Source organism: Pseudomonas sp. FW305-3-2-15-C-LB1 (genome assembly GCF_058787615.1).
In genome coordinates, this window is sequence record NZ_JBYSZX010000023.1 from 13,194 (window position 1) to 35,656 (window position 22,463).

General features: G+C 62.6%; 20 protein-coding genes. 6 read left to right on the plus strand and 14 right to left on the minus strand.

All coding sequences use genetic code 11. From position 1 onward, the window contains the following. The 8 genes from AC3WP7_RS27835 to AC3WP7_RS27870 form a co-directional block, all read right to left on the minus strand. Entirely contained in the window at window positions 1-942 is a 942-nt protein-coding gene (locus AC3WP7_RS27835; RefSeq protein WP_071490100.1) for a D-isomer specific 2-hydroxyacid dehydrogenase family protein, read from the minus strand. After that, window positions 939-2,117 (minus strand): acyl-CoA dehydrogenase family protein, encoded by a 1,179-nt coding sequence (locus AC3WP7_RS27840; RefSeq protein ID WP_102593216.1) that lies wholly within the window; start codon window positions 2,115-2,117, stop codon window positions 939-941. The genes AC3WP7_RS27835 and AC3WP7_RS27840 overlap by 4 nt, the downstream gene beginning before the upstream one ends. Next, window positions 2,114-3,463, minus strand: coding sequence for an LLM class flavin-dependent oxidoreductase (locus AC3WP7_RS27845; protein ID WP_102593215.1), 1,350 nt, complete (start codon window positions 3,461-3,463; stop codon window positions 2,114-2,116). Before AC3WP7_RS27845 ends, AC3WP7_RS27840 begins: the two co-directional genes overlap by 4 nt. A 12-nt stretch (window positions 3,464-3,475) precedes the next feature. Next, window positions 3,476-4,450: an ABC transporter substrate-binding protein gene (locus AC3WP7_RS27850; protein ID WP_092245671.1), complete on the minus strand. Its 975-nt coding sequence runs from the start codon at window positions 4,448-4,450 to the stop codon at window positions 3,476-3,478. A 150-nt stretch (window positions 4,451-4,600) separates the two neighbouring features. Continuing rightward, window positions 4,601-5,326 (minus strand): hypothetical protein, encoded by a 726-nt coding sequence (locus AC3WP7_RS27855; protein ID WP_093528677.1) that lies wholly within the window; start codon window positions 5,324-5,326, stop codon window positions 4,601-4,603. A 9-nt stretch (window positions 5,327-5,335) separates the two neighbouring features. Then, the gene (locus AC3WP7_RS27860; RefSeq protein ID WP_139216861.1) at window positions 5,336-6,217 is read right to left on the minus strand and encodes a hypothetical protein; all 882 of its coding nucleotides are present in this window, start codon (window positions 6,215-6,217) and stop codon (window positions 5,336-5,338) included. Between the two features lie 331 nt (window positions 6,218-6,548). Further along, complete coding sequence (locus tag AC3WP7_RS27865) at window positions 6,549-8,132, minus strand: rhodanese-related sulfurtransferase (RefSeq protein WP_092245663.1); 1,584 nt, start codon at window positions 8,130-8,132, stop codon at window positions 6,549-6,551. Beyond that, complete coding sequence (locus tag AC3WP7_RS27870; RefSeq protein WP_092245660.1) at window positions 8,129-8,740, minus strand: cysteine dioxygenase family protein; 612 nt, start codon at window positions 8,738-8,740, stop codon at window positions 8,129-8,131. The genes AC3WP7_RS27865 and AC3WP7_RS27870 overlap by 4 nt, the downstream gene beginning before the upstream one ends. 217 nt (window positions 8,741-8,957) lie before the next feature. Between AC3WP7_RS27870 and AC3WP7_RS27875 the strand changes: the two genes are divergently transcribed. Together AC3WP7_RS27875 and AC3WP7_RS27880 are read left to right on the plus strand one after the other, a co-directional pair. After that, on the plus strand, window positions 8,958-9,863 hold the full coding sequence (locus AC3WP7_RS27875; RefSeq protein ID WP_071490094.1) for a LysR family transcriptional regulator: 906 nt from the start codon (window positions 8,958-8,960) through the stop codon (window positions 9,861-9,863). Between the two features lie 107 nt (window positions 9,864-9,970). Next, window positions 9,971-10,768 carry a class II aldolase/adducin family protein gene (locus AC3WP7_RS27880; RefSeq protein ID WP_102593214.1) on the plus strand — a complete coding sequence of 266 codons (798 nt, stop codon included), beginning with the start codon at window positions 9,971-9,973 and terminating at the stop codon, window positions 10,766-10,768. 113 nt (window positions 10,769-10,881) lie between these two features. Here the strand turns inward: AC3WP7_RS27880 and AC3WP7_RS27885 are convergent, their stop codons facing one another. From AC3WP7_RS27885 to AC3WP7_RS27895, 3 genes are all read right to left on the minus strand, one after another. Continuing rightward, window positions 10,882-11,964 (minus strand): LLM class flavin-dependent oxidoreductase, encoded by a 1,083-nt coding sequence (locus AC3WP7_RS27885; protein WP_092245654.1) that lies wholly within the window; start codon window positions 11,962-11,964, stop codon window positions 10,882-10,884. Between the two features lie 374 nt (window positions 11,965-12,338). Continuing rightward, window positions 12,339-12,647 carry a hypothetical protein gene (locus AC3WP7_RS27890; protein ID WP_093513644.1) on the minus strand — a complete coding sequence of 103 codons (309 nt, stop codon included), beginning with the start codon at window positions 12,645-12,647 and terminating at the stop codon, window positions 12,339-12,341. 146 nt (window positions 12,648-12,793) lie between these two features. Beyond that, on the minus strand, window positions 12,794-13,516 hold the full coding sequence (locus AC3WP7_RS27895; RefSeq protein ID WP_071490090.1) for a pirin family protein: 723 nt from the start codon (window positions 13,514-13,516) through the stop codon (window positions 12,794-12,796). Between the two features lie 180 nt (window positions 13,517-13,696). Here AC3WP7_RS27895 and AC3WP7_RS27900 point away from each other — a divergent pair, with 180 nt between their 5' ends. Continuing rightward, a complete protein-coding gene (locus AC3WP7_RS27900; RefSeq protein WP_093513641.1) occupies window positions 13,697-14,647 on the plus strand; it encodes a GlxA family transcriptional regulator in 951 nt (316 codons plus the stop codon). Window positions 14,648-14,796: 149 nt separating this feature from the next. Beyond that, the gene (locus AC3WP7_RS27905; protein ID WP_102592853.1) at window positions 14,797-16,266 is read left to right on the plus strand and encodes an ATP-binding protein; all 1,470 of its coding nucleotides are present in this window, start codon (window positions 14,797-14,799) and stop codon (window positions 16,264-16,266) included. Here the strand turns inward: AC3WP7_RS27905 and AC3WP7_RS27910 are convergent. Further along, window positions 16,213-18,975, minus strand: coding sequence for an ATP-binding protein (locus AC3WP7_RS27910; RefSeq protein WP_092245641.1), 2,763 nt, complete (start codon window positions 18,973-18,975; stop codon window positions 16,213-16,215). The genes AC3WP7_RS27905 and AC3WP7_RS27910 overlap by 54 nt on opposite strands. Window positions 18,976-19,033: 58 nt before the next feature. After that, on the minus strand, window positions 19,034-19,432 hold the full coding sequence (locus tag AC3WP7_RS27915; RefSeq protein WP_093126882.1) for a helix-turn-helix domain-containing protein: 399 nt from the start codon (window positions 19,430-19,432) through the stop codon (window positions 19,034-19,036). A 204-nt stretch (window positions 19,433-19,636) separates the two neighbouring features. Here AC3WP7_RS27915 and AC3WP7_RS27920 point away from each other — a divergent pair, with 204 nt between their 5' ends. Beyond that, window positions 19,637-20,545 carry a LysR family transcriptional regulator gene (locus tag AC3WP7_RS27920; RefSeq protein ID WP_102592869.1) on the plus strand — a complete coding sequence of 303 codons (909 nt, stop codon included), beginning with the start codon at window positions 19,637-19,639 and terminating at the stop codon, window positions 20,543-20,545. Between the two features lie 690 nt (window positions 20,546-21,235). Beyond that, window positions 21,236-21,673 (plus strand): carboxymuconolactone decarboxylase family protein, encoded by a 438-nt coding sequence (locus AC3WP7_RS27925; protein WP_092245633.1) that lies wholly within the window; start codon window positions 21,236-21,238, stop codon window positions 21,671-21,673. 4 nt (window positions 21,674-21,677) lie between these two features. Here the strand turns inward: AC3WP7_RS27925 and AC3WP7_RS27930 are convergent, their stop codons facing one another. Beyond that, window positions 21,678-22,448, minus strand: a complete 771-nt coding sequence (locus tag AC3WP7_RS27930; RefSeq protein WP_092245630.1) for an AraC family transcriptional regulator — start codon at window positions 22,446-22,448, stop codon at window positions 21,678-21,680. Window positions 22,449-22,463 lie beyond the last annotated feature (15 nt).

A 22,463-nucleotide genomic window follows, 5' to 3' on the forward strand; every position in this document is an offset into this window, starting at 1 on the left:
TCAATTGGCACGGTTGTACAGCTCAACATTGGCAGCATACCGCGCCAGGTTCGCCAGGAACGTGTCGGCGATTTCCTCCTTGCTGCGGGTGGAAATAGCCGAGGTGTGCGGCGACAGCCTTACCCGCGGATGGGTGTACAACGGATGCCCCAGCGGCAATGGCTCCGGCTCGGTCACGTCCAGCGACGCCAAACCAACCTGCCCATTGTCCAGCGCTTGCAGCAACGCCTCCTGATCCAGCAACCCACCCCGTGCGATGTTGATCAGGTGCAACCCCGGCCTGGCGCTGGCGAGGACGTCGCGGTTGATGATATGCCGCGTGGCCTCGGTCAGCGGCGCCGCCACCACCAGGTGATCGGCTCTGGCGAACAGGTCGTGGATGTCCCTGGCGGCTTCCACGCCTGCGCTGAACGGCGCCGGGCTTTGACGCAGCGCCACCACCCTGATGCCCAGGGCCAGGGCCTTCTGCGCCAGGCGTTCGCCAATCGCTCCAAACCCCAGGATGCCCAGTGTGGTGCCCTTGAGCGGGCGCAGCGGGGTGAAGTGCCACTGGTCATCCTTGACCCAGATGGCCGGCAGGTGCTTGGACGCGGCAAAGATCGCCGCCAGGGCGAATTCGGCCAGGTTGTCGGCGGCGCTGCCACGCGATGTCGTCACCGGAGGGCCGTTGAACAGCCACTGCGGGTAGAAGTCGATGCCCGACGACACCAGGTGCACCCACTGTGCGCCATAGGGCCAACCGGGTGGCGGAGTGTCCGGGGCGGTATAGCCGCGCACGTTGATCGGGCGCAGCAGCAGGATATTCGCCTGGGGCGGCAGGTCGCTGGGTACCCCGACGGGCACCCCGATCACCTGGGCTTCGGGATGGATCGACGCCAGGCGCTGGCGGATCACCTCGTTGTAATCCTCGTCCAGCTGGCTGGCGATAATCACCTGGCTCATGTGCGCTCCTTGTGGCGTTGGGCGAAGGCGGCCTTGCCGACACCTTGTAATACCGCGTCGTTCTGTGGGGTATGCACGCGGCTGCACAACACGTCGCGGTAGTGCCGTTGCAGCGGGCTATGGCGCGACAGGCCAGGGTTGCCCGAGGCTTCGATGGCCAGCTCCACGGCGCGGATCGCGTTGTTCGTTACCAGGTACTTCAATTGCGCGGCGTTGGCGGCCGGGGTGTGGCCCTCGGCAGCAGCGTCGAGCAGGCTGCGATTGGCAAACAGCAGGGTGTCGATATGGCCAACGGTTTCCTGGAAGCGTGGCAGGGTCGACAGCGCCGCACCGAGGTTGGACGGTTGGCGCTCCTCCAGCCAGTTCACCAGCCAGTCCCGGGCGGCCTGGGCCACGGCGTCGTACACCGAGGACAACAACACTGACATCCACAGGAAGCCCTCGGGGTCCAACTCTGGCGCCGGCGCACTCCAGGGGCTGACGCTGACAGCGTGGTCCAGCGGCACCAGCACGTTGTCGAGCACCACTTCATGGCTACAGGTGGCGCGCATGCCCAGGTGGTCCCAGGTGTCGATGATGCTCACGCCGGGGCTGGCCTTGGGCACCAGCCAGGCGCCCACCAGCGGGTCGGCGTCGTCACTGCGGGCCCACACGCTGAACCAGCTCAGGCCGTGGCTGCCGGTGGAGTAGATCTTGCGCCCGCTGATGCGCCAGCCCTCGGCGGTGCGCACGGCGGTGGTCGCCGGCAGCCCGCCACGGGCCGGGGTGCCGAGGTCGGGTTCGACGCGCAGGGCGTTGATCAAGGCGCCATTGCACACCGCGTCTACGGCCACTTGCCTGCGCAGGTGCGCGGGCCAGGTCTTGCTGTCTTGCAGGCGGGTGTGTTGCAGGTATTGCATCACCAGGATCAGCGCAGTGGACGGCTCGCCCTTGGCAATCGCACTGATCGCCTTGCGTGCCTGGGACAGGCTGGCCCCGCCGCCGCCCAGGGTCTTGGGCACGGTGAGGGCGAGCAGGCCGTGCTCGTGCAGCAACTTGAAGTTGGCGTGAGGGAAGGCGCCGCTCTCGTCGTAGAGATGGGCGGTGCTGGTCAGCTCGGTGGTGAGGCGTTCGAGCAAGGCGTCGAAGTGGGCGACTTCCACGGAGCGCAAGGAGGGCTGCGAGGATTGGCTCATGCCAGCGCCTCTTGCTGCGCTTCAACCTCGGCGGCGACGCTGTAGCGGTTCACCGGCACCTCCAGGCCCAGGTTGTCGCGCAGGGTCTGGCCGCTGTATTCGCTGCGCAGCAGGCCGCGTTGTTGCAACACCGGCGCCACCATTTCGGTGAAGTACTGCAAGCCATCCGGCAGCACCGAGTTGATGATGAAACCGTCACTGGCACCGCGCTCGAACCAGGTCTGGATCGCATCGGCGACCTGTTCCGGGGTGCCGACAAAATCACGTTTGGGCCGCGAGAAACGCAGGGCCACTTCGCGCAGGGTCAAGCCTTCGTCCCTGGCCAGTTGCTTGATGCGGTCGGAGCCGCCTTTCTGGCTGTTGGACCCCAGGTCCCCCAGTTCCGGGAACGGCGCGTCCAGCGGGTATTGGCTGAAATCGTGGTCATTGAACGGGCGGCCGAGGGCGACGATGGCATCTTCCACGGTGACCAGCTCCACGGCCTGCTGGTAGCGGCTTTCCACTTCGGCCTCGTCGCGGCCCACAATCGGGCGGATGCCCGGCAGGATCGACAGGCTTTGCGGATCGCGGCCAAAGCCCTTGGCGCGGCGTTTCAGGTCTTGGGAATAGGCCAGGCCTTCTTCGATGCTGTCCACGTGCACAAAGATCGCATCGGCGTTCTGCGCCGCGAAGTTGCGCCCGTCTTCCGAGGTGCCGGCCTGGAAAATCACCGGCTGGCCCTGGCGCGAACGCGCGATGTTCAGCGGGCCTTTCACCGAGAAGAAGTCGCCCTTGTGATTGAGTGCATGCAGCTTGCCTGGGGCGAAAAATTCGCCGGACTGTTTGTTGTAGGTGAAGGCATCGTCTTCCCAGGAGTCCCACAGGCCCTTGACGGTATCCAGGTGCTCCTTGGCGATGCGGTACCGCACGGCGTGGGGCGGGTGCTCGGCCTTGCCGAAGTTGTCGGCGGTGCCGCTGAGCCACGAGGTGACCACGTTCCAACCGGCGCGACCGCCGCTGATATGGTCCAGGGACGCGAACTGGCGCGCCACCTGGTAGGGCTCGGTGTAGCTGACGGTCACCGTGGCGACTAGGCCGATATGTGTGGTGATTGCGGCGAGTGCCGACAGGATCGTCAGTGGTTCGAAGCGATTGAGGTAATGCGGGCTGGACTTGGCGTGGATATGCAGGCTGTCGGCGATGAACACGAAGTCGAACTTGGCGGCTTCGGCCAATTCAGTCTGCTGCTTGTAGAAGCCGAAGCTGGTGCTGGCATTCGGTTGGGCCTGCGGGTGGCGCCATTCGCCCCAGCCGTGACCGACGCCATGGACCATGGTTCCCAGTTTCAAATGACGTGGCTTGCTCATGTGCTGCTCCTTTTAGCGCGAGGCTTGGTTGAAGGGGACACGCTTGGCGTTGAAGCTCTTGTCGAAGCCCTGCGATACGTCAATGTGCTTGAGCAGCAGGCCTTCCTGTTGATAGGTGTCGGCGGTCGCTTGCAGGCCGCTGATCACTGCGTCGTCGATCGTGACCGGGTTCAGCCGGGTGTCCTTGGCCACCGTCACATGCACGTCCAGCGGCAGGCCGGTGATCCTGGCCTGGGCGGCGGCGTATTCATCGGGGTGGGTGTTGGCCCAGGCATAGGCGCGGTCAACGCGGGCGACAAAGTCGTCGAGCTGCGGGCGCTTGTCGGCGATGGCCTGGCTGGTGGCGGCAAGGTACAGGTGGTTGCTCAGCAGTTTATTGCCACTGACCAGCACGCGTGCCTGGCTTTGCGAGGTCACTACGGTGGTGTATGGGTCCCAGGTGGCCCAGGCGTCGGCGGTGCCGTTATCCAGCACCAGGCGTGATTCGCTGGGCAGCAGGAAAATGAACTGCACGTCCCGGGTGGTCAGGCCGGCGGTGGCCAGGGCCTTGATCGCCAGGTAATGGCCGATGGAACCGCGCCCGGTGACGATCTTCTTGCCCTTGAGGTCGGCAACGGTCTTGATCGGTGAGTCCTTGGGCACGACCAGGGCGGTGGTGTTGCGCCCTTCGGAGTGGATGATGCTGACCACCTTGAGAGACGCACCGGCACCGAGGGCGAACACGTACGGCGCATCACCGAGGGCGCCGATGTCCACGGCACCGGCGTTGAGTGCTTCGCCCAACGGTGAGGCAGACGGGAATTCCGACCACTGGATTGTGTAAGGCACGTTCCGGGTTTCGCCGGAGGCTTCCAGCAGCGCCTTGATCGTCGATTTCTGGTTGGCCACCCGCAGCGGTTGCAGGTCGGCGGCAGCGGCGCTGCCGATCAGGCCAAGGGCGAGGGCGGTGCCCAGGAGCAGGCGTTTGAAAGGGAGGGTAATGACCATGGGATGCAGGCTCCAGGCAGATCAAGTCAGGGTTCGATTACCTCCGCCTGGAGAAGGGGTCGGTGAGTGATTTAACACTATTCCTATAAAAAACTGATGTGAAGTTCTTTTTGGTTATATCGTAATTATTGAAAAAGCTGATGACATTTATTATTTATTATTTTTATCATGCATTTTATATTCGGATTTTCGGGTGGCATACACTCGAAAATAAACGGCAATTCGCAGGCCTGCGGTGATGCGCTTGAGGCTGCAGTGGGGAACGGTCCCGAGGAGGAGAAAGATGTACCCGCATGGCCCAAGCACATTTTGAGCATGCGGATCGCCCACGAGGCAGGCATCGCTAATGGCGACAAGGTGTGCTGACAATGCGCAGCCCTCAGTACCGCTTGCCAGGAGCTGAGCGACCTGGTCCGCCTGTCTGGGCCAGATAGTCAGTGCTGCGTCGTCCGGGATCAGCACATCGTCCAGGTAGACCCCTATGATCGCGGTCGGCAGGTCTGGGTGTTGCGTCAACGCGCCCTGTTCAAGTCCGTCCAGATGAGGTGAGGTAGCCAGCCCTGCGGGTTCGCGCACGGCGATTTGCGGGCGGCCAAACGAGCGCTGTTCATCGAGATGGGGAAGCACCGGTCGTAGTCGTTCCTGTACCAGATGCTGTAATCGATTGAGTGGGGTTGTGTCGTGCAAGCCGCGCCGCCAAGCTTGACTGCTGATGTCCACCAGCTCGCGACAGGCTGTGGTGTAGGCGACTTCCCGTCGTTGGGCAGGCGTTGCGCCAAGGGAATAGTGCTCGACGATCTCTTGGCGCAGCGCCTGGACAACGTCGGCGGGTACGCGCTCACCCAGGACAGAAAACGGATTCGACCCGGTAGCCATAAGCGGCCCTCATTTTGTCGTTCCAGTGCCGATCTGGTTAACGAAAGTCATCAGCTGCCGGGTGAAGGTCTCGGCAGATAACCAGCTTTTATCCAGCGCACCGAGGTAATGGTAGGCGCTGCGAATCAATCCCGGTTGTGTGAGAAGGGCGGCCACTTCATCGAGGTGCTCGTAGAAGAGCGGATAGTCGATGCCGAGGTATTCTTCGAGAGCGGGATGTCGGTTGACTACGATAGGAGTATTGCGCGCGATGGCTTCAATGACGGTGTTGCTGGCGGAAACATCCAGGTATTCACAGAACACCAGGTTGTGGGCGAGCAAGCTATCGTAGGACGGATTGTCGAGCGGCTCGATCACCTGGACATCACCGATCAGCGGGCGGTGTCGGGTCGGTGACAGGTTGTCGATTCGTTGCAGGGCGTTGTGTACCCAGGGGCGATCTTGCAGTAGATGCACCTTTTTGTAGTCATCCGGTACGCGCAGCTGATAAATCGCCCGGCTGTTGCGGCAATACCAGCCCACTTGCACGAGGGTCTTGGTCGCCTGCTGTTCCCATTGGTTGATGGAAAACTGTTGGTCGGGAATTTCAGTGGGGTGCTTGAGTACCTTCACTGGAACGACCAGCTCCTTTGCCAGCCAATCGCCGAGGGTGGTACTCAACGTCACAGCGCCGGCCAGGTGCTTGAGGCTGTTGCGAAAGGTGGTTTTTTGAAAGATCACCGATGGCACGGCGCTGGGGTCGTACCAGTGGGGCACGTAGCGTGGGTGATGAAAAATTCCGATCCAGGGTTCGTGCCACTCCTGCGTGGAGCCTGGGTGTTGGAAGGTGCGCTCGACAAAGTCATCCAGCAGCATGCCGGCAGGTCGTTGGCATTGGCGAAGATGATCCATGACATGGCGCCAACCCGAGCGGTGACCGCAATGTTCGGGAGCACCCATCTGTTTCAGGTGCAGAGGTAGTTTGATACCGAGATCATTGTTCTGGATGCTGAAGAGCGCTGGGGTGTCCGCGCAGTGCAGGTGTGCGGCGGCGGGCTTTGCCTGTTCTGACCTGTTCATTGATCAATGCTCCATGCCAATCATCCTGTTTCGCTTCCTACACTAGTATCTCCCGATGGACTTGGAAAGGTGTGAGAGGGGGGGGCAGCCCCGGCCACAAGGGATCGCGTGCTCATTGGTCGCCGGGGTGACCTTGCACGCTCGAGGCTGCGCGGTGGGCGGGTCAGATCACATAGAAACCGTGGGTGCCGTCGCGTGCCAGCTGGTCGACCAGGCCGAATTCCCAGTCAAGATAGGCCTGCATGGCTTCCCTGGGGTTGTCGGTGCCTTCGTACGGGCGGCGGTAGCGGTCGATACGCGGCGAGGCCAGGTGGGTTTCGCCTTCTTCCAGCGGCAGTTGCGCATTGATCCAGCCGGCGGTGCCGTCCTGCAGCAGGAACACTGGCCTGCCGGTAAGGGCTTCGACTTCAGCCACCGCCAGGCGCGCCAGTTGGCTGCTGCCGCAGGTCAGCACGTAGCGCTGGGCGGCGGGCACCTTGGCCAGGGCCTGGGGCAGTTGCGCACGCAGTACCCACCAGGCTCCGGGAATATGGCGCTTCACATAGTTGGCGCTGGCGGTGAAATCCAGTACCACGGTGTCGCCGTGGGCCAGCCAGTCGGCGAGGGTCGAGGGGCTGATCGGTTCGGCCTGGGGCGGCACCGGCACCGGCGCGACCCAGGTACCTTGCTCGCTGAAGTGCTCCGCTTGCAGGTCATCCAGCACATGCACTTCCCAGCCCAGTTGGGCCAGCCAGGACGCAGACATGTTCGCGCGTACGCCGTCGTCATCCGCCAGCACCAGCCGCGCACCGCGCACGCTGGCAACGTGATCGGTTTCCTGCACCAGTTGCCCGCCCGGTGTGGAGCGCGCGCCTGGCAGGTGGCCGGCTTCGAATTCTTCCGGGGTGCGTACATCGAACAGGTAGGTGGTGCGTGTGGTGTCCTGCTGCCAGGTACGCAGGTCGCTCAGGGTGGCACGGCCCACGCGGGCCCTGTCGGCCACGCGGCGTGCATCGATGGCGGCGGCCAGGCGATGCTCCTCGCTGGTCGGCGCAAAACGTCGAGATTGGCCATGGGCAAGCTTCTGCCCGGCCAGGGTCCAGCCGATGGTGCCGTTGCGCAGGGCCGACACCGGGTTGGCCACGCCGGCATTGATCAGCGACTGAGTGCCGATAATGCTGCGGGTACGCCCGGCGCAGTTGACGATGATGCGGGTGGCCGGGTCCGGCGCCAGTTCGCGGGCGCGCAACACCAGTTCGGCCCCCGGCACGCTGATGCCGGTGGGAATGCTCATGGTCTGGTATTCGTCGAAACGCCGGGCGTCGAGCACCACGACGTCGGCCTGGCTGTCGAGCAGCGCCTGCACCTCTTCAGCGGCCAGGGACGGCGTATGGCGTTCGCTTTCCACCAGTTCGCCGAACGCCTTGCTCGGTACGTTGACGTCGATGAACAGCTCGCCACCGGCCTTGCGCCAACCGTCCAGGCCTCCTTCAAGCAGGCTGACCTGGGTGTAGCCCAAGGCAACCAGGCGTTCGGCAGCGCGGGCAGCCAGGCCTTCACCATTGTCATACACGGTGACCTGGGTATCACGCCGCGGAATGCGCGCATACACCTCCAGTTCCAGCTTGGACAGCGGGAGGTTCGCGGCAAACAGTGGATGGGATTCGGCGAACGGCGCTTCTTCGCGCACATCGATCAGGGCGACTTCTTCTTGGTCCAACAGGGCTTGGCGAATCCGCGCAAAGCTGCGGGTGGAGAGGGTGGTCATAGGGCAGGGCTCTTTTCTTTGGACAAATCCCAGATATTCGGGAGAAAGGCGTTGGAATAACCGGAGATAAACAGTTTCTCGCTGCCGTCGGGCTGGTACACCGCGCGGCGCACCGCACCGATATTGGCGCCGTACACATGGATACTGATGGACACCTGGTCGCTATGGGCGTTGCTCACCTGGTGGATGTCGCCGACCTTGGGCGACACCGCTTCAACCTGGCCCGGCACCAGCCGTATCGGCTTGCCTTCAGCCACCAGGCTGCCGTCAGGGGCGCGTTCAAACCCTTGGGAAAACTCTGAGCCGCGCAGCATGCCAATCAGGCCCCATACCCGGTGGTCATGGATCGGTGTGCTTTGCCCCGGCCCCCACACAAAGCTGACGATGCTGAAACGCTGGCGTGAATCGGCATGCAGCAGGAACTGCTGGTAGCGCTCGGGATCGGGTTGGGCGAATTCGTCGGGAAGCCAGTCGTCATGGCTGACCAGTTGCGCCAGCAGCTTGCCGCCACGGTGCAGCAGGTCGCCTTCGCGTGGATTACCGTCGATCAATTCCGCCAGGGCGCCTATGAAGGCTCTGAGTCTCTCGGGGTGTCGGGCCTGGGTCATGACAGTTCCATCGTGTGGTCGGTGGTGATGGGTTTATCTAAGCATAATGTTTATAGTTAATATGCTATTTTTTAATGATTAGCTTATAGCTGAAGGTAATTTAGAACTGGTCTGAATAGCGTTAGACGTTATCGATCACAGCGCGGGCTATCCAGGCGGCTTTCCTGCAACTATGCTTCGCACACATCTTAATGACTGTTCTCTATGTGCGGCCCAAATGAAAATTGACGATATCGATGCCTTTGTCGAAGTGATTCGTTGCCAGTCCATCAGCCACGCCGCCGAGTCGTTGCAACTGACCCAGCCGGCCATTACCCGTCGCGTGCAGAACTTCGAGCAGGCATTGGGGGTGGAGTTGTTCGACCGCAACACCAAGCCCCTCAAGCCCACGTTGATCGGCACCCGCGTCTACGAGCAGTGCCGGTTGATCCTGCGCGAGATGGACGCGCTGCGCGAATTGGTAGCCACCGATGCACCCCCCACTGGCCTGTTGCGCCTGGGCGTGCCGCAGACCATCGGCGACGTGGTGCTGCTGGATGCCCTCAAGCACCTGCGCACCGAATACCCCGACCTGCGTGCCCAGGTCGCTACGGGGTGGGGCAGCCAACTGGTGGGCAAGATCGAGCGCGGCGAGCTGGATGCGGCGGCGGCGTTGTTCCCGGCGGGCAAGATTTTCCCGGACAACATCGTCGGCGAGTCCATCGGCAAGATGGAACTGGTGGTGGTGTGCGCCAAGGCGCAGTTGCCGAAGAAACCGTGCAAGCTGGCGGATGTGTACCAGAACGGCTGGGTTCTCAACCCGGATGGTTGCGGCTTCCGCGCCGGTCTGCAGCGCACCTTGTCTGACCAGGGCCTGGCGTTGCGGGTCAACCTGGAAACCTTCGGCACCGAGCTGCAATTGGGCCTGGTGGCGGACGGCCTGGGCCTGGGTTTGGTGCCGCGACCGTTGCTGGAGCGCAGCGCCCATCGCGAACACCTGGCGGTGATGCCGCTCAAGGACTTCAAGCCGGTGATGGACCTGTGGCTGATCTATCCGCACTTCCTGGGCAACCTGCAGGGGCCGGTGGATGCGTTTGGCAAGCTGGTCGCTGCCTCGTTGCACAAGATCAAGGAGGCTGCATGATATGAAAAAAAATAATAATTAGCTTAGATTAAAATGTGCTTTTTATTATTTTTTTGCATCCCCTAGGCTTGCCTGGAAGTCCTTAAGGCCATCCAGGAAGTTTTGCCATGAGCAGCGTCACCTCGATTTCCAGCGTTTCCAGCAACACCGTCCGACAACGCGTCACGCCAGAAGAATGGGAAGTGCGCGTCAAGCTGGCCGCCGCCTATCGTCTGGCGGCCTTATACAAGTGGACCGACCACATCTATACCCACTTCTCCGCCCGCGTGCCGGGCCCGGAGGAGCATTTCCTGATCAATGCCTTTGGGCTGCTGTTCGATGAAATCAGTGCGTCCAACCTGGTCAAGGTCGACCTCGACGGCACTATCGTGGATGACCCGACGGGCCTGGGCATCAACTACGCCGGCTATGTGATCCACAGCGCCATCCATGGCGCGCGTCACGACCTGCAAGCCGTGCTGCACACCCACACCCGCGACGGCATTGCGGTATCGGCGCAAAAAGACGGCTTGCTGCCGATCTCCCAGCACTCTATCGGTTTTTCCGGGCGCGTGGCCTATCACGGTTATGAAGGGATTGCCCTCGACCTTGACGAGCGCGAGCGGTTGGTCGCCGACCTGGGCGACAAAAGTGTGATGATCCTGCGCAATCATGGGTTGTTGACCGCGGGCGTCAGCGTAGAGCATGCGTTTCAGCAACTGCAGCAACTGGAGCGGGCCTGCAATATCCAGATTGCAGCCCAGGCAGCGGGGAATGCGCAATTGATCTTCCCACCGCAGGAAGTGGTGGGCAAAGTCGAGCAACAGGCCAAGGCGCACGCCAGCGGCGAAGGTCCGGGCGTGGCGCGGCATTGGAATGCACTGATCCGGCAGTTGGAACGCAGTGATACCGACTACAAAAACTGATCTTAATGTGGGAGGGGGCTTGCCCCCGATAGCGGTGGATCAGTCATACATGTGGTGACTGACACCCTGCTATCGGGGGCAAGCCCCCTCCCACATTGGGTTTTGTGTTGTGCTCAGGCTACTTGTTGTGCCTGTTCGCGTTCTGCGATCAATTGGCGGGTGAGGGGGATCAGGCGCTTGCCGTAATCGATCGCATCATTGAGCGGGTCGAACCCGCGAATCAGGAACGTGGTGATCCCCAGGTCGTAGTAATCCACCAAGGCTTCCGCGACCTGCTCAGCGGTGCCCACCAGCGAGGTGGAATTGCCCTGTGCACCGAGCAACCCGGCAATCCCGGTCCACAAGCGCTTATCCAGCCGGGCACCTTGAGCCGCCGCGGCGAGCAGGCGGCGCGAGCCTTCGTTGGGCGGTTCACGCCGCACAAAGCCGTTTTTCTCGGCCAGCTCGGTCGCCTGCTGCAGGATGCGCTCGGCCCGGGCCCACGCCAGCTCTTCGGTCTCGGCGAGGATCGGCCGCAACGACAAGCTGAAACGGATCGTACGCCCATGCCTGGCTGCTTCGGCGCGTACCTGGGTCACGATCTCGCGCACCTGCTCGTAGGTTTCGCCCCACAGCGCATACACGTCGGCATGCTTGCCCGCCACTTCGATTGCGGCTTTGGACGAGCCGCCGAAATACAGCGGGATATGCGGCTGCTGCGGCGACTTCACCGTGGAGTGCGCACCTTCGACCTGATAGTAGGTGCCCTTGAAGTCGAAGGGCTGTTCGCTGGTCCATTCCTGGCGTACCACGCTCAGGTATTCGTCGGTGCGGGCGTAGCGTTCGTCCTTGCCGATATGGCTGCCATCGGCGCGCAGTTCGCGGTCGTCACCGCCGGTGATGATGTGCACCGCCGTACGCCCGCCGTTGAATACATCAAGGGTGGTGAATTGGCGCGCGGCCAGTGTGGGCTGGGCGAAACCGGGGCGATGGGCGATGAGAAATTGCAGCCTGGTGGTCACGCTGGCGGCGTGGGAGGCGATCAGCGTGCTGTCCGGGCTGTTGGAGTGGAAGGCCACCAGGGCACGGTCGAAACCGGCCTCTTCGTGGGCGCGGGCCACGCTCTCGACATAGTCGGGTTGCAGGGTAGGGCCGCTGCGCGGATGGATCTCGGAAGCGTGATGGCCGCCAATGTAGCCGATGAATTCGATGCTCATGGTCTGTCCTTGTCTTGGGTGTGATTACCACCTCCACCGGGCAGGGGGTCGGTTATTCGCGTCCAAAGTAGGGGCAGGGGCGGGGTCTGTAAAATGCCGATTGGTTCTAACCTAATTATTAAAATGTGGAATTATCCAACTGATTGGATATCAATTAATTGCATTTTTAATGTCCGGGCGAATTATCCACCGGTTTTGCATGCGCCAAGGCTGACCTTGGATAACGTTGTATTGTCCCCGGCACTGAAGGCCTGGATCTTAACGGGTCGGTGTCGCCTATTCGGTGGTCGCGCCGATCAGGTCCATCAAGCGCCCGCAGACGAAAAAAAACCGGCTGATCAGGCCGGTTTGGGGTTCCCGCAAACAGCGCGGGATTATGCGTTGTTGCCTTGCAGACGATCAGCACCGCCTTCGGCCAGGCCACGTTCCTGCAGGCGATCAGCACCACCTTCGGCTACGCGGTTACCTTGCAGACGGTCAGCACCACCTTCCGCGACACGGCGTTCCAGCAGGCGATCCGAACCACCTTCGGCAACACGGTTGCCTTGCAGGCGGTCGGCACCACCCTCGGCGACGCGGCTTTCAATCAGGCGATCCGAACCGCCTTCAGCCACGACCGGGTGGGCAAAAGCATTGGCAGCGAGTACCGAGAAAGCGAGGCTAAGCAAGATTTGGCGTTTCATGAGAGTGTGCTCCGAGTGTGTTGGTTGGGGTGTTGCCTGGTATGGGGTTGATGTTACGCGTTGCATTTTTCAAGAGAACTTCATTGGGCTGATGGTGACTATCGACGCCAGCGATGGCTCGTTTTTGCGAGCCATCGCTGGGCCGGTCATGGCATCTGCGGCAGTTCCTGCGGGCGCAGGTCGAACACCAGCACCTCGGCATCTTCACCGTGGCTCAAGCGGATCTGCCGCTCATCCCGCACCCGGGCGCCGTCGCCTTCGCGCAAGCGCTGGCCGTTGATTTCAACGCTGCCCCGGGCCACATGGAGGTACACATGGCGATCGGGCGGCAGGTCCAGGGTCGCGGTTTCATCACCGTTGAACAGCCCGGCATACACCCGTGCGTCCTGGCGCACGCTGAGGGAGCCATCGGCACCGTCCGGCGAGATGATCAACTGCAGGCGCCCACGCTTCTGGGCCTCGCTGAAGTGTTCCTGCTGGTAGCGTGGTTCGGCACCGGCCACGGCAGGCACGATCCAGATTTGCAGGAAGTGCACGCCACGGGTCTGGCTGTGGTTGAACTCGCTGTGGGCCACGCCGCTGCCGGCGCTCATCAGTTGCACATCGCCGGGGCGGATCACCGAGCCGGTGCCCAGGGTGTCCTTGTGTTCCAGGGCGCCTTCGAGCACATAAGAGAAGATCTCCATATCGCGGTGTGGGTGCTGGCCGAAGCCTTTGCCGGCGGCGACACGGTCATCGTTGATCACCAGCAGATCGGAAAACCCTTGTTCGTTCGGGTTCCAGTAGTTGGCGAACGAGAAGGTGTGGAACGACTTCAACCAACCGTGATTGGCGGCGCCGCGTTCGGAAGCTTTGCGAAGGGTCAGCATGGTCTTGTCCTCAAGTGAGAGCGGGCTGCGGCATGCAGGGCTCTTGCGTTGAGAAGAAGGTTAATGGTTACTGGAATATTCATTAAGAAGATGAAAACTGAATTACTGTCGCTTTAAAGTTGACAGTTTCAAGCGTGTCATAATGCCTGCCGTACTCCTTCCCGATGGACCTTTCCCGCTATGAAAACCGTGGCCATGGCGCTGTTTCCGGACTTTCTCCTGCTCGATATGGCAGGGCCGCTCGAGGTGTTTTCCATTGCCAACCGTTACCTGCCGGCGTCGGCGCACTACCAGATCCTCACCCTCGGCACCGAGCCCGGTCCATTGCGCGCCTCCAATGGCGTAGCCGTGCAGACTGACCTGCTGCTGGACCAGGCCCAGGATGCCTACGACCTGCTGCTGGTACCCGGCGGCCCCGGTGCCTATAACGAATGTCATCCGGCGCTGCTGCCGTGGCTGAGGGCCGCGGCTCCGCGGGCGCGGCGCTTCGGCTCGATCTGCACCGGGGCCTTTGTGCTGGGGCATGCCGGGCTGCTGGACGGTCACCGCGTGACCACGCACTGGCACTACACCGAGCGACTGATCAAGGCGTTTCCCAAGGCAATGGTCGAAACGGATCGCATCTACCTGCAGGACGGGCGCCTGATCACTTCGGGCGGCGTCACGGCCGGCATCGACCTGGCGCTGTCGGTGGTGGCCCAGGACCATGGCAAACAAGTCGCCGTGGACGTGGCCAAGGTGTTGCTGGTGGTGATGAAACGCCAGGGCGGCCAGGCGCAGTTCAGCCCGATGACGGCGGCGGTGGCACCGCAGGAAACCACGATTACCCGGGTACAGAACCATGTGCTGGCGCATCTGGACCAACCGTTCACCATCGAGTCCATGGCTGAGTTGGCCGGCATGAGCGCCCGCCATTTTGCGCGGCTGTTCGCCAAGGAAGTGCAGATGACGCCCATGGTCTTCCTGCAAGGCGCGCGCATCGACCGCGCCCGGCAATTGCTGGAAACCACCGACCTGCCGCTCAAGACCGTGGCTTTTCACGCAGGCTTCGGCAGCGTGCGGCATATGCGCTTTCTGTTCAGTGAAAAACTGGGCCTCAACCCGACCCAATACCGACAGCAGTTCAGTTAACGACAGAATGTCCGTCTCGCGCACCCGAATGTCCGTATCGCTCCCTGTGCCAGCATTGTCCTGTCACGGGTAGCTGGCAAGATAGCGTCAAGCCCACGGAAAAGGATGCGCAAACGCCCAGGGCCGGGTGTTTCAGCGCTATTGCACACATGAACAATCCTCAGGCGATTGACGCTGATGGCACGGTACGCTTCGGTGCCTATGTGTTTCACCGGCAGCAGCGGCTGGTCAGCAAATCGGGTTGGCCGGTGCCTGTGGGCGGGCGGGCGCTGGATATCCTCACGGCGCTGCTCGAGGCGCCCGGGCAGTTCATCAGCAAAGCCACCCTGATCGAGCGGGTCTGGCCGAACAGCGTGGTGGAAGAAAACAACCTGAGGGTGCACATCGCCGCACTGCGTCGCGTGCTCGATGGGCAGCAGTTCATTCTTAATGACCCTCTGCGCGGCTACTGTTTCGCAGCCCCGCTGCAGGGCGCGCTGCCCGCCGCGCTGCCTCGGCACAACCTGACGGCGCGGCTCAGTGCGGTGGTGGGCCGTGACGAGGTGTTGGGCGTGCTGGTTCGGCGTCTGTCCGGGCAACACCTGATGACCCTCACCGGGTGCGCCGGTGTCGGCAAAAGCACCCTGGCCCTGGCATTGGCACAGCGCGTGTTGCCGCGCTACCGGGACGGCGTGTGGTGGGTTGACCTGGCCACGGTGGAAGCACCGATGACCATGCTGCGCGACCTGGCTGCCGCGCTGCACCTGGAACCCTGCGCCCACGCCAGCGAGCTGTGCCGTCAATTGGCCTCGCGCCAACTGTTGCTGGTGCTCGACGGCGCAGACCTGCTGCTCGGCGCCTGCCGGCATCTGGTGCGTGTGCTGCGCGAAACCGCGCCTCAGGTCAGCGTGCTGGTGACCAGCCGTGAAAGCCTGCAAGTCCCCGGTGAATGGGTACAGCGTGTGCCGAGGCTGGCGATCCCGGCGCCGGCGGCCATGGGCAGTATCGAACAGGCGATGGCTTACCCGGCGGTGCAGTTATTTGTTGCGCGGGTGCGTGCCAGCCAGCAAGGGTTCGCGCTGCGCCTCCATGACCTGGCGCCGCTGCGAGACATCTGTCGGCGTCTGGACGGTATCCCACTGGCCTTGGAGTTGGCCGCCGCCCAAGTGGATGCACTCGGTGTGCGCGGTTTGCAGCAGCAGTTGCGCGCGGGCTTGCAGGTGCTGACCCGAGGCCGGCGCACCGCGGTGGAACGCCACCAATCCCTGATGGCGGCCCTGGACTGGACCTACCAGCGCCTGAGCCTGCCGGAGCGCTGGCTATTCCTGCAATTGGGTTTATTCAAGATGGCCGTGACCTTGCCCACCTTGAGTGAACTGGTCGCCGGGACCGAGTTGGAACACGCCGACCTGTCCTACCTGCTGGGGCGCTTGGTGGGTACGTCGCTGCTGACCCGAGAGCCGGGCCCAGGCAGCCCGCGTTACCGCCTGCTCAATTGCATGCGCAGCTACGCCCTGGCGCAACTGCGCGACCCGTTGCAGGTGGCGCGTTTGCAACAGGGCTACGGGCATTACCTAGGGCGGTTTTCAGGCCGGCCGTTTGTCCTGCAACTGGTCGAGCAGGCTGCGTACGCGGACTAGGTCCTGGGTGGCAAAGCCTTCGGTGAAGCGGGCGTAGATCGAACCCAGCAAATCGCGCGCCGCCTGTACGCGGCCTTGCGTCTGCCACAGGCTTGCCAACGAGGTTGCACTGCGTAATTCCCAGGCCAGCGCGCCTTGCTGGTGCGCCAGGCCCAGGGCTTCCAGCAACAGGGCTTCTGCCGCACGGCTGTCGGCCAGGCTTTCGGCGCGCACTCGCAGGATTTCCGGGGTGCACCAGCCGGCTGCGCCACTTCTGGCGCGCTCGAAGGCCGCGTCACTGACCTCGATTGCATTGAAGGTCACCAGGATATCCTCGACCAGGCCCAACCCCTGCACATCCGCGATGGGTAGCGTGCCCTCATAACAACGCGCCCAGGTGTGAAACAACTGCACCGAGTGCTTTTGCGCCTGCTGCAGCAGTTGATCCTGGTGTTCGTGGGCCATGGCGCTGTCGCCGTTGTAGCGAGCGATGACCACCCCGGCCAATGCCAGGGTGTAGCAGATCGACGTACCGTGATTGATTTGCAAGGCCAGCGCCAGCGCCTGGCTCGCCGTACGCCACGCACGCTCCGGATAACCGCGCAGCCACAGGATGCGTGCAAGGATGGTCAGCGAGGCGACGCTCTGGTCGTACTGCACGCCAAAGCCATGGGTAAAGCGGTTGAGATGGCCGCTCTGGGCCATGCGCTGGATCACTTGCTCGGCATTGTGCTGCGCGAGGGCCTGGTGACCGGCGAAGTGCTGCGCCAACACCCGCAGGCGCTGGGCACTGAGGGACAGCAAAGGCTCGGCACGGGGGCCGAGCTGGTCGAAGTGCAGGCTCTGCGCCAAGGCCTCCCGGTAGTTGCCGCAGCACAGGTTTACCGCCATGTGCCCCGATACCGCACGTAACTGGCCGGCCAGGTCCTTGCCGGCTTCCGCCAGGCGACGCGCGCAACTGAATGCTGCAATGGTCTGCGGCGTGCCGCCCTGGGTGTGATAGGAAAAACTGCCCAGCGCCAGCTGCAAGGCCATGTTCAAGCGCTGGCTCGGCGCATTCGATTGCCTCAGTCGCGCCAGGGCCTTGCCCACATACAAGCCATGTTCGCGCAGCAGCGACAGCTCCTGCCACAACGGCATCGCACTCACCGTCAGGCGAATGCCCAGCAAGTGCGCACCCTGGTCGCCCAGGCCCCAGTCGAGGGCGGCGCGGATGTCTTCGCGCAGCGGCGCATAACGGTCGATCCAGGTCTGGGTTGCGATCAGCTCCCAATCGTCCTGGGCCTGGTTCATCAGCGCCAGGCAGCGCTCGGCGTGGCGCTGGCGGGTAGCGTGGAGTTCCTGGGCGACGCTGAGTTTTTCCAGGGCATAGGTGCGGGTGATGTCCAACAGGCGGTAGACCATCTCGTCATCGCCGGCTTCCACATTGAGCAAGGACTTGGCGACCAACTGGGTGATCGAACCCAGCACTTCGTGTGGTGCAATCTGCTCCCCGGCAATCACCGCCGCTGCGCTGGCCAGGCTGAACCCACCGCGAAATACCGCCAGGCGACGCAGGCAGATCTGTTCGCAGGCGGTCAGTAGCGCAAAGCTCCAGTCCAGGGTGGCGCGCAGGGTTTGATGACGGGGCAGGGCGCTGCGCCGGCCTCGGGTGAGCAGGCGAAAGTTGTCTTCCATTTGCACCAGCAGTCCGGGCAGGCCGAAGCGTTCGATCTGCGCCGCCACGAGTTCGATAGCCAGGGGAATGCCGTCCAGGCGCTGGCAGATATCAATCGCCAGCGGCAGCTCGGCCTCGCTCAGTTCAAAGCTGTCCTGATGGGACATGGCCCGCTCGATCAACAATTGCAGGGCCGGGTAGCCCAGCGCCTGGGCGCGGTTGCCGGTGGCGGGCGGGCAGGCCAGGGGCTCCAGGCGTTGCACGTGTTCGCCCTCGGCGCGCAATGCCTCGCGGCTGGTGGCCAGGATGTGCAACCGGGGCGCGTGGCGCAGCAGGGTTTCACTGATCAGGGCGATGTCGTCGAGCACGTGTTCGCAATTATCGATCACCAGCAACAACTGGTGCTCCTGCAAGCGCCGCGCAAACGTGGGCAGGGCTTCGTGCTCAGCGTGGGTAAGGTCGAGCAGGGCGGCGAGGTTGGGCAGGATCATCGATGGCGCGCTCAGTGGCGCCAGGTCCAGCAAGCGGATGCCGTCGCGGTAGTGCCCGATCAGCAATTCCGCCACCCGCAGGGCCACCGTGGTCTTGCCGATGCCGCCGGCGCCGGTCAGGGTGATAAAGCGTTGCTCGGGCAGTTGCTGCACCAGGCTGTCGATCAGGGCCTGGCGACCGAGCATGCGCGTACGGCGCAGCGGCAAATTGTGGCACGGGCGTTGGGGGGCACCTTCGGTTGGCAGGGTCATCGGCTCGATGCTCAGTGGCGCAACAAAACTGTAGCCCCGCTGGGCTACGGTCACGATATAGCGCTGCCCGGCCTGGCCATCGCCCAATGCCTTGCGCAACGCCGCCATGTGCACCCGCAGGTTGCCGTCTTCCACCACGCTCCTGGGCCAGACGCGGGCGATCAGTTCCTGCTTGCTCACCACATTGCCGGCCTGTTCCAGCAGGATCAGCAGGATATCCACCGCACGTCGGCCCAGCCGCAACGGTCGACCGGCCTCCAGCACCAGGCGCTGGCGCGGGTGGATGCGGTAGGGGCCGAAATGCACGGCCTGGTCGCTGAGGTCGTTCATGGGTGGCCATGCTCGGAACGGGATGAGCGGCCAGCATAGGCCAGGCAGGCCAGGACCACTAGGCCGCGATCACTTGCGGTTTAGGGCGAGAGTGGTGATTTCGCCAGGTCATCGGGTTGACGCCTTCGCTACGGGTGAACATATGACAAAAGTGCGCCTGGTCGCAGAAGCCGCATTCCAGGCTGATTTGCGTCAGGCTCAAGGATGACTGGGCGATCAGTTCCTTGGCCCGCTGGATGCGCTGTTGGCGGATCCATTCCTGCGGCGACAGCCCGGTGGTGCACTTGAAGGCACGGGAAAAATGGCTGCGCGACAGGGCGCAGGCCTGGGCGATGTCGGCAATGGCCAGGCTTTCGCCGAGGTTGGCCAGGATCAGTTGCTTGGCGATGCGCTCGCGTCGGGGGCACAGGCCCCCGGTGGCGGACAAGCGAGGGGGGTATTGATCGAGTCGGGCCATGACAGATATCCGCAGTCGATGGGAGCGTTCCCGGTGGATGGATGCAGTGTAGACGTGGCCAATCTTGTTACCGGACCGTCCGGCTGACGAGTTAATCGTTGTTAATTTCGCCAGGTGCACACCAGGAAAAGACAGCACAGGCGTGCAATGTGGCCGGCGCCTGGCGTGGTTATCTGTGAGCTTGCCAACCGTGTGGATATCACCATGAATCGCAACGACCTGCGCCGCGTCGACATGAACCTGCTGGTGATTTTCGAGGCGTTGATGTTCGAGAAGAACCTGACCCGGGTCGCCGAAAAACTCTTCATGGGCCAACCGGCGGTGAGTGCGGCACTGGGACGCTTGCGCGATCTGTTCGACGACCCGTTGCTGCTGCGCAACGGGCGGGGCATGGAACCCACGCCACGCGCCGTGGCGATACTCAAGGAGTTGCAACCGGCCATGGACACCATTTCCGGCGCGGTCAGCCGTGCCAAGGATTTCGACCCTTCCACCAGTTGTGCAGTGTTTCGCATTGGCCTCTCGGACGACGCTGAATTTGGCCTGTTCCCACCGTTGCTCAGCCAACTGCGCGAAGAGGCACCGGGGATCATCGTGGTGGTGCGTCGGGCCAATTACCTGTTGATGTCGTCGCTGCTGGCCAGCGGCGAGATTTCGGTGGGGGTGAGCTACACCACGGAATTGCCGGCGAATGCCAAGCGCAAGAAACTGCGGGATATTCCGTGCAAGGTCTTGCGTGGGGATGACGCTGTTGAACCGTTGACCCTCGACGACTACTGCGAACGGCCCCATGCGATGGTGTCGTTTTCGGGGGATTTGAGCGGCAACATCGACCTGGACCTGGCGCGCATTGGTCGTACGCGCCGGGTGGTGCTGGCGGTGCCGCAGTTCAGCGGGTTGCGGGCGTTGCTTGCCGGTACGCAGATTATTGCGACGGTGCCGGATTATGCAGCTTGTGCGTTGACGGAGGGCACGTCGCTACGGGCGCAGGACCCGCCGTTTGCGATCGATGCGGCGGAGTTGTCGATGGTGTGGAGTGGCGTGCATGACAATGACCCGGCGGAGCGGTGGTTGAGGGGCAGGATTGGGGAGCATATGGCTCGGGTGGTTTGACTGAGTACATATCCGATGCTTCGGTAACGGCTACTTATGGTTCCGCTCTTACAGCGGCTCACTTTTGAAGAGCGCAAAAGTAAGCAAAACGCTCTTGCCCCAAGGTGTGCCCTCTCTCCGGCTTGAATCCGTGGGCCACGGATTCAAGCCTGCGTTCGGCCAGCGTGTTTGACGGGGCGATCCCAGATCAAAAGCAAGAGCGCGGCGGCCTTGGAGCCGACCGGATTGTATGGCCGGTACTCGGTCAAAGTGTGGGAGGGGGCTTGCCCCCGATGGCAGTGGGTCAGTCACTGATGAGTTGGCTGACACACCGCCATCGGGGGCAAGCCCCCTCCCACAGTTTGATCTTCATGTATCAGTTGAAGGGTGGTTTGCTCTGGCTCTGGCTTTTGATCTGCTTTTGATTTTGATGTTAGGCCCCCCAAATCACTGTCGGATTACGGGCACACCGAGCCTAGGCGAGGTGCCGAGTGTTGGGGCAAGAGCCTTTTGCTTACTTTGGGCTGGGCCGGCATTCCGGCTTTTCCAAAGTGAGCCGCTCTAAGGGCGGAACCATAAGCGGCCGTTACCTAAATAACGGATATGTACTCACAAAAATTGGTCACCCATTCTTACCCAGAATTGGCTATTCCTCCCCCAAGGCCCGATGACTAACCTAGCCATCAATCCCCACTGCCCTGGAGCATCACCATGCAACCCCGTACCGATTTCTACACCGCTTCCCCAGACGCCATGAAAGCCATGCTCGCCCTGGAAGCCGCCGTGGGCAAACTCTCCATCGAGCTGCCACTGCTGGAACTGATACGCCTGCGCGTCTCGCAGATCAACGGCTGCGCCTTCTGCCTCGACATGCACACCGCCGACGCCCGCAAAGGCGGCGAGACCGAACGTCGCCTGTACACCGTGTCAGCCTGGCGCGAAACGCCGTTCTTCACCCCGCGTGAACGCGCTGCATTGGCTTGGGCTGAAAGCCTTACCCTGATCAGCCACACCCACGCGCCCGACGAAGACTTCAACGCACTGGCCGCCGAATTCAGCGCCCAGGAGCAGGTCGACCTGAGCGTGGCAATCACCACCATCAACAGCTGGAACCGCCTGGCCGTTGGCTTTCGCAAGATGCCCAAATGAGGTCTCAACCTGATTTGAAATAACCGCGCGGCGTGGTGCCGGTCATGCCCTTGAAGAAGGCGATCAACACGCTGTCGCTGGCAAACCCCAGCTCAAAGGCGCAGTAGCCGAGGCTGCGCCCAGTGGCGAGCAACTCGATGACACGCATCAAGCGCCACTGCTGGCGCCATTGCTGATACCCCAGGCCGGTTTCTCGCAGGAAGATCCGGCCGATGGTCTTGGTGCTGGCGCCGATCTGCTTTTCCAGGTCTTGCAGCGTCGGCGGCAATCGCTCCAGATTGGCCAGCAAAGGCGCCAGACGTTTGTCCCTTGGCAAGGGCAGGAGCAGCGGTTGCTCGGCCGCCTCCTGAATTTCTTCCAGGCACAACGCCAGCAAATGCGCGTAGCGGCCTGTCTGCCAATGGGTCTCGAAAGGGGCCATGGCCATCGGTTCCAACACCGCCCGCAACAACCCGCTCACTTCGATCACTCGCACCTGTGCCGGCAACCGGGCCGCAATGGCCGGGCTTACATACAGCGAACGGTAATCGACGGTCTTGCTCATCACCGCACGGTGATGCACGCCGCAAGGGATCCACGCCGCACGGGTCGGCGGCAGCAGGCACAGTTGATTGTCCAGGGTAATGCGGGTGCAGCCCTGCTGGGTAAACAGCAGTTGACCGCGCTGGTGCTGGTGCAGGCCGGAGTCGTGGTCGCCGAGCAGGGCGGCGATGCCAATGACGGGCGCCGGGTACTGGTCCGGGTCGAATGATGCGTCGGCAGCGAGCCAGGCCATGGGTTGTCCGATTTG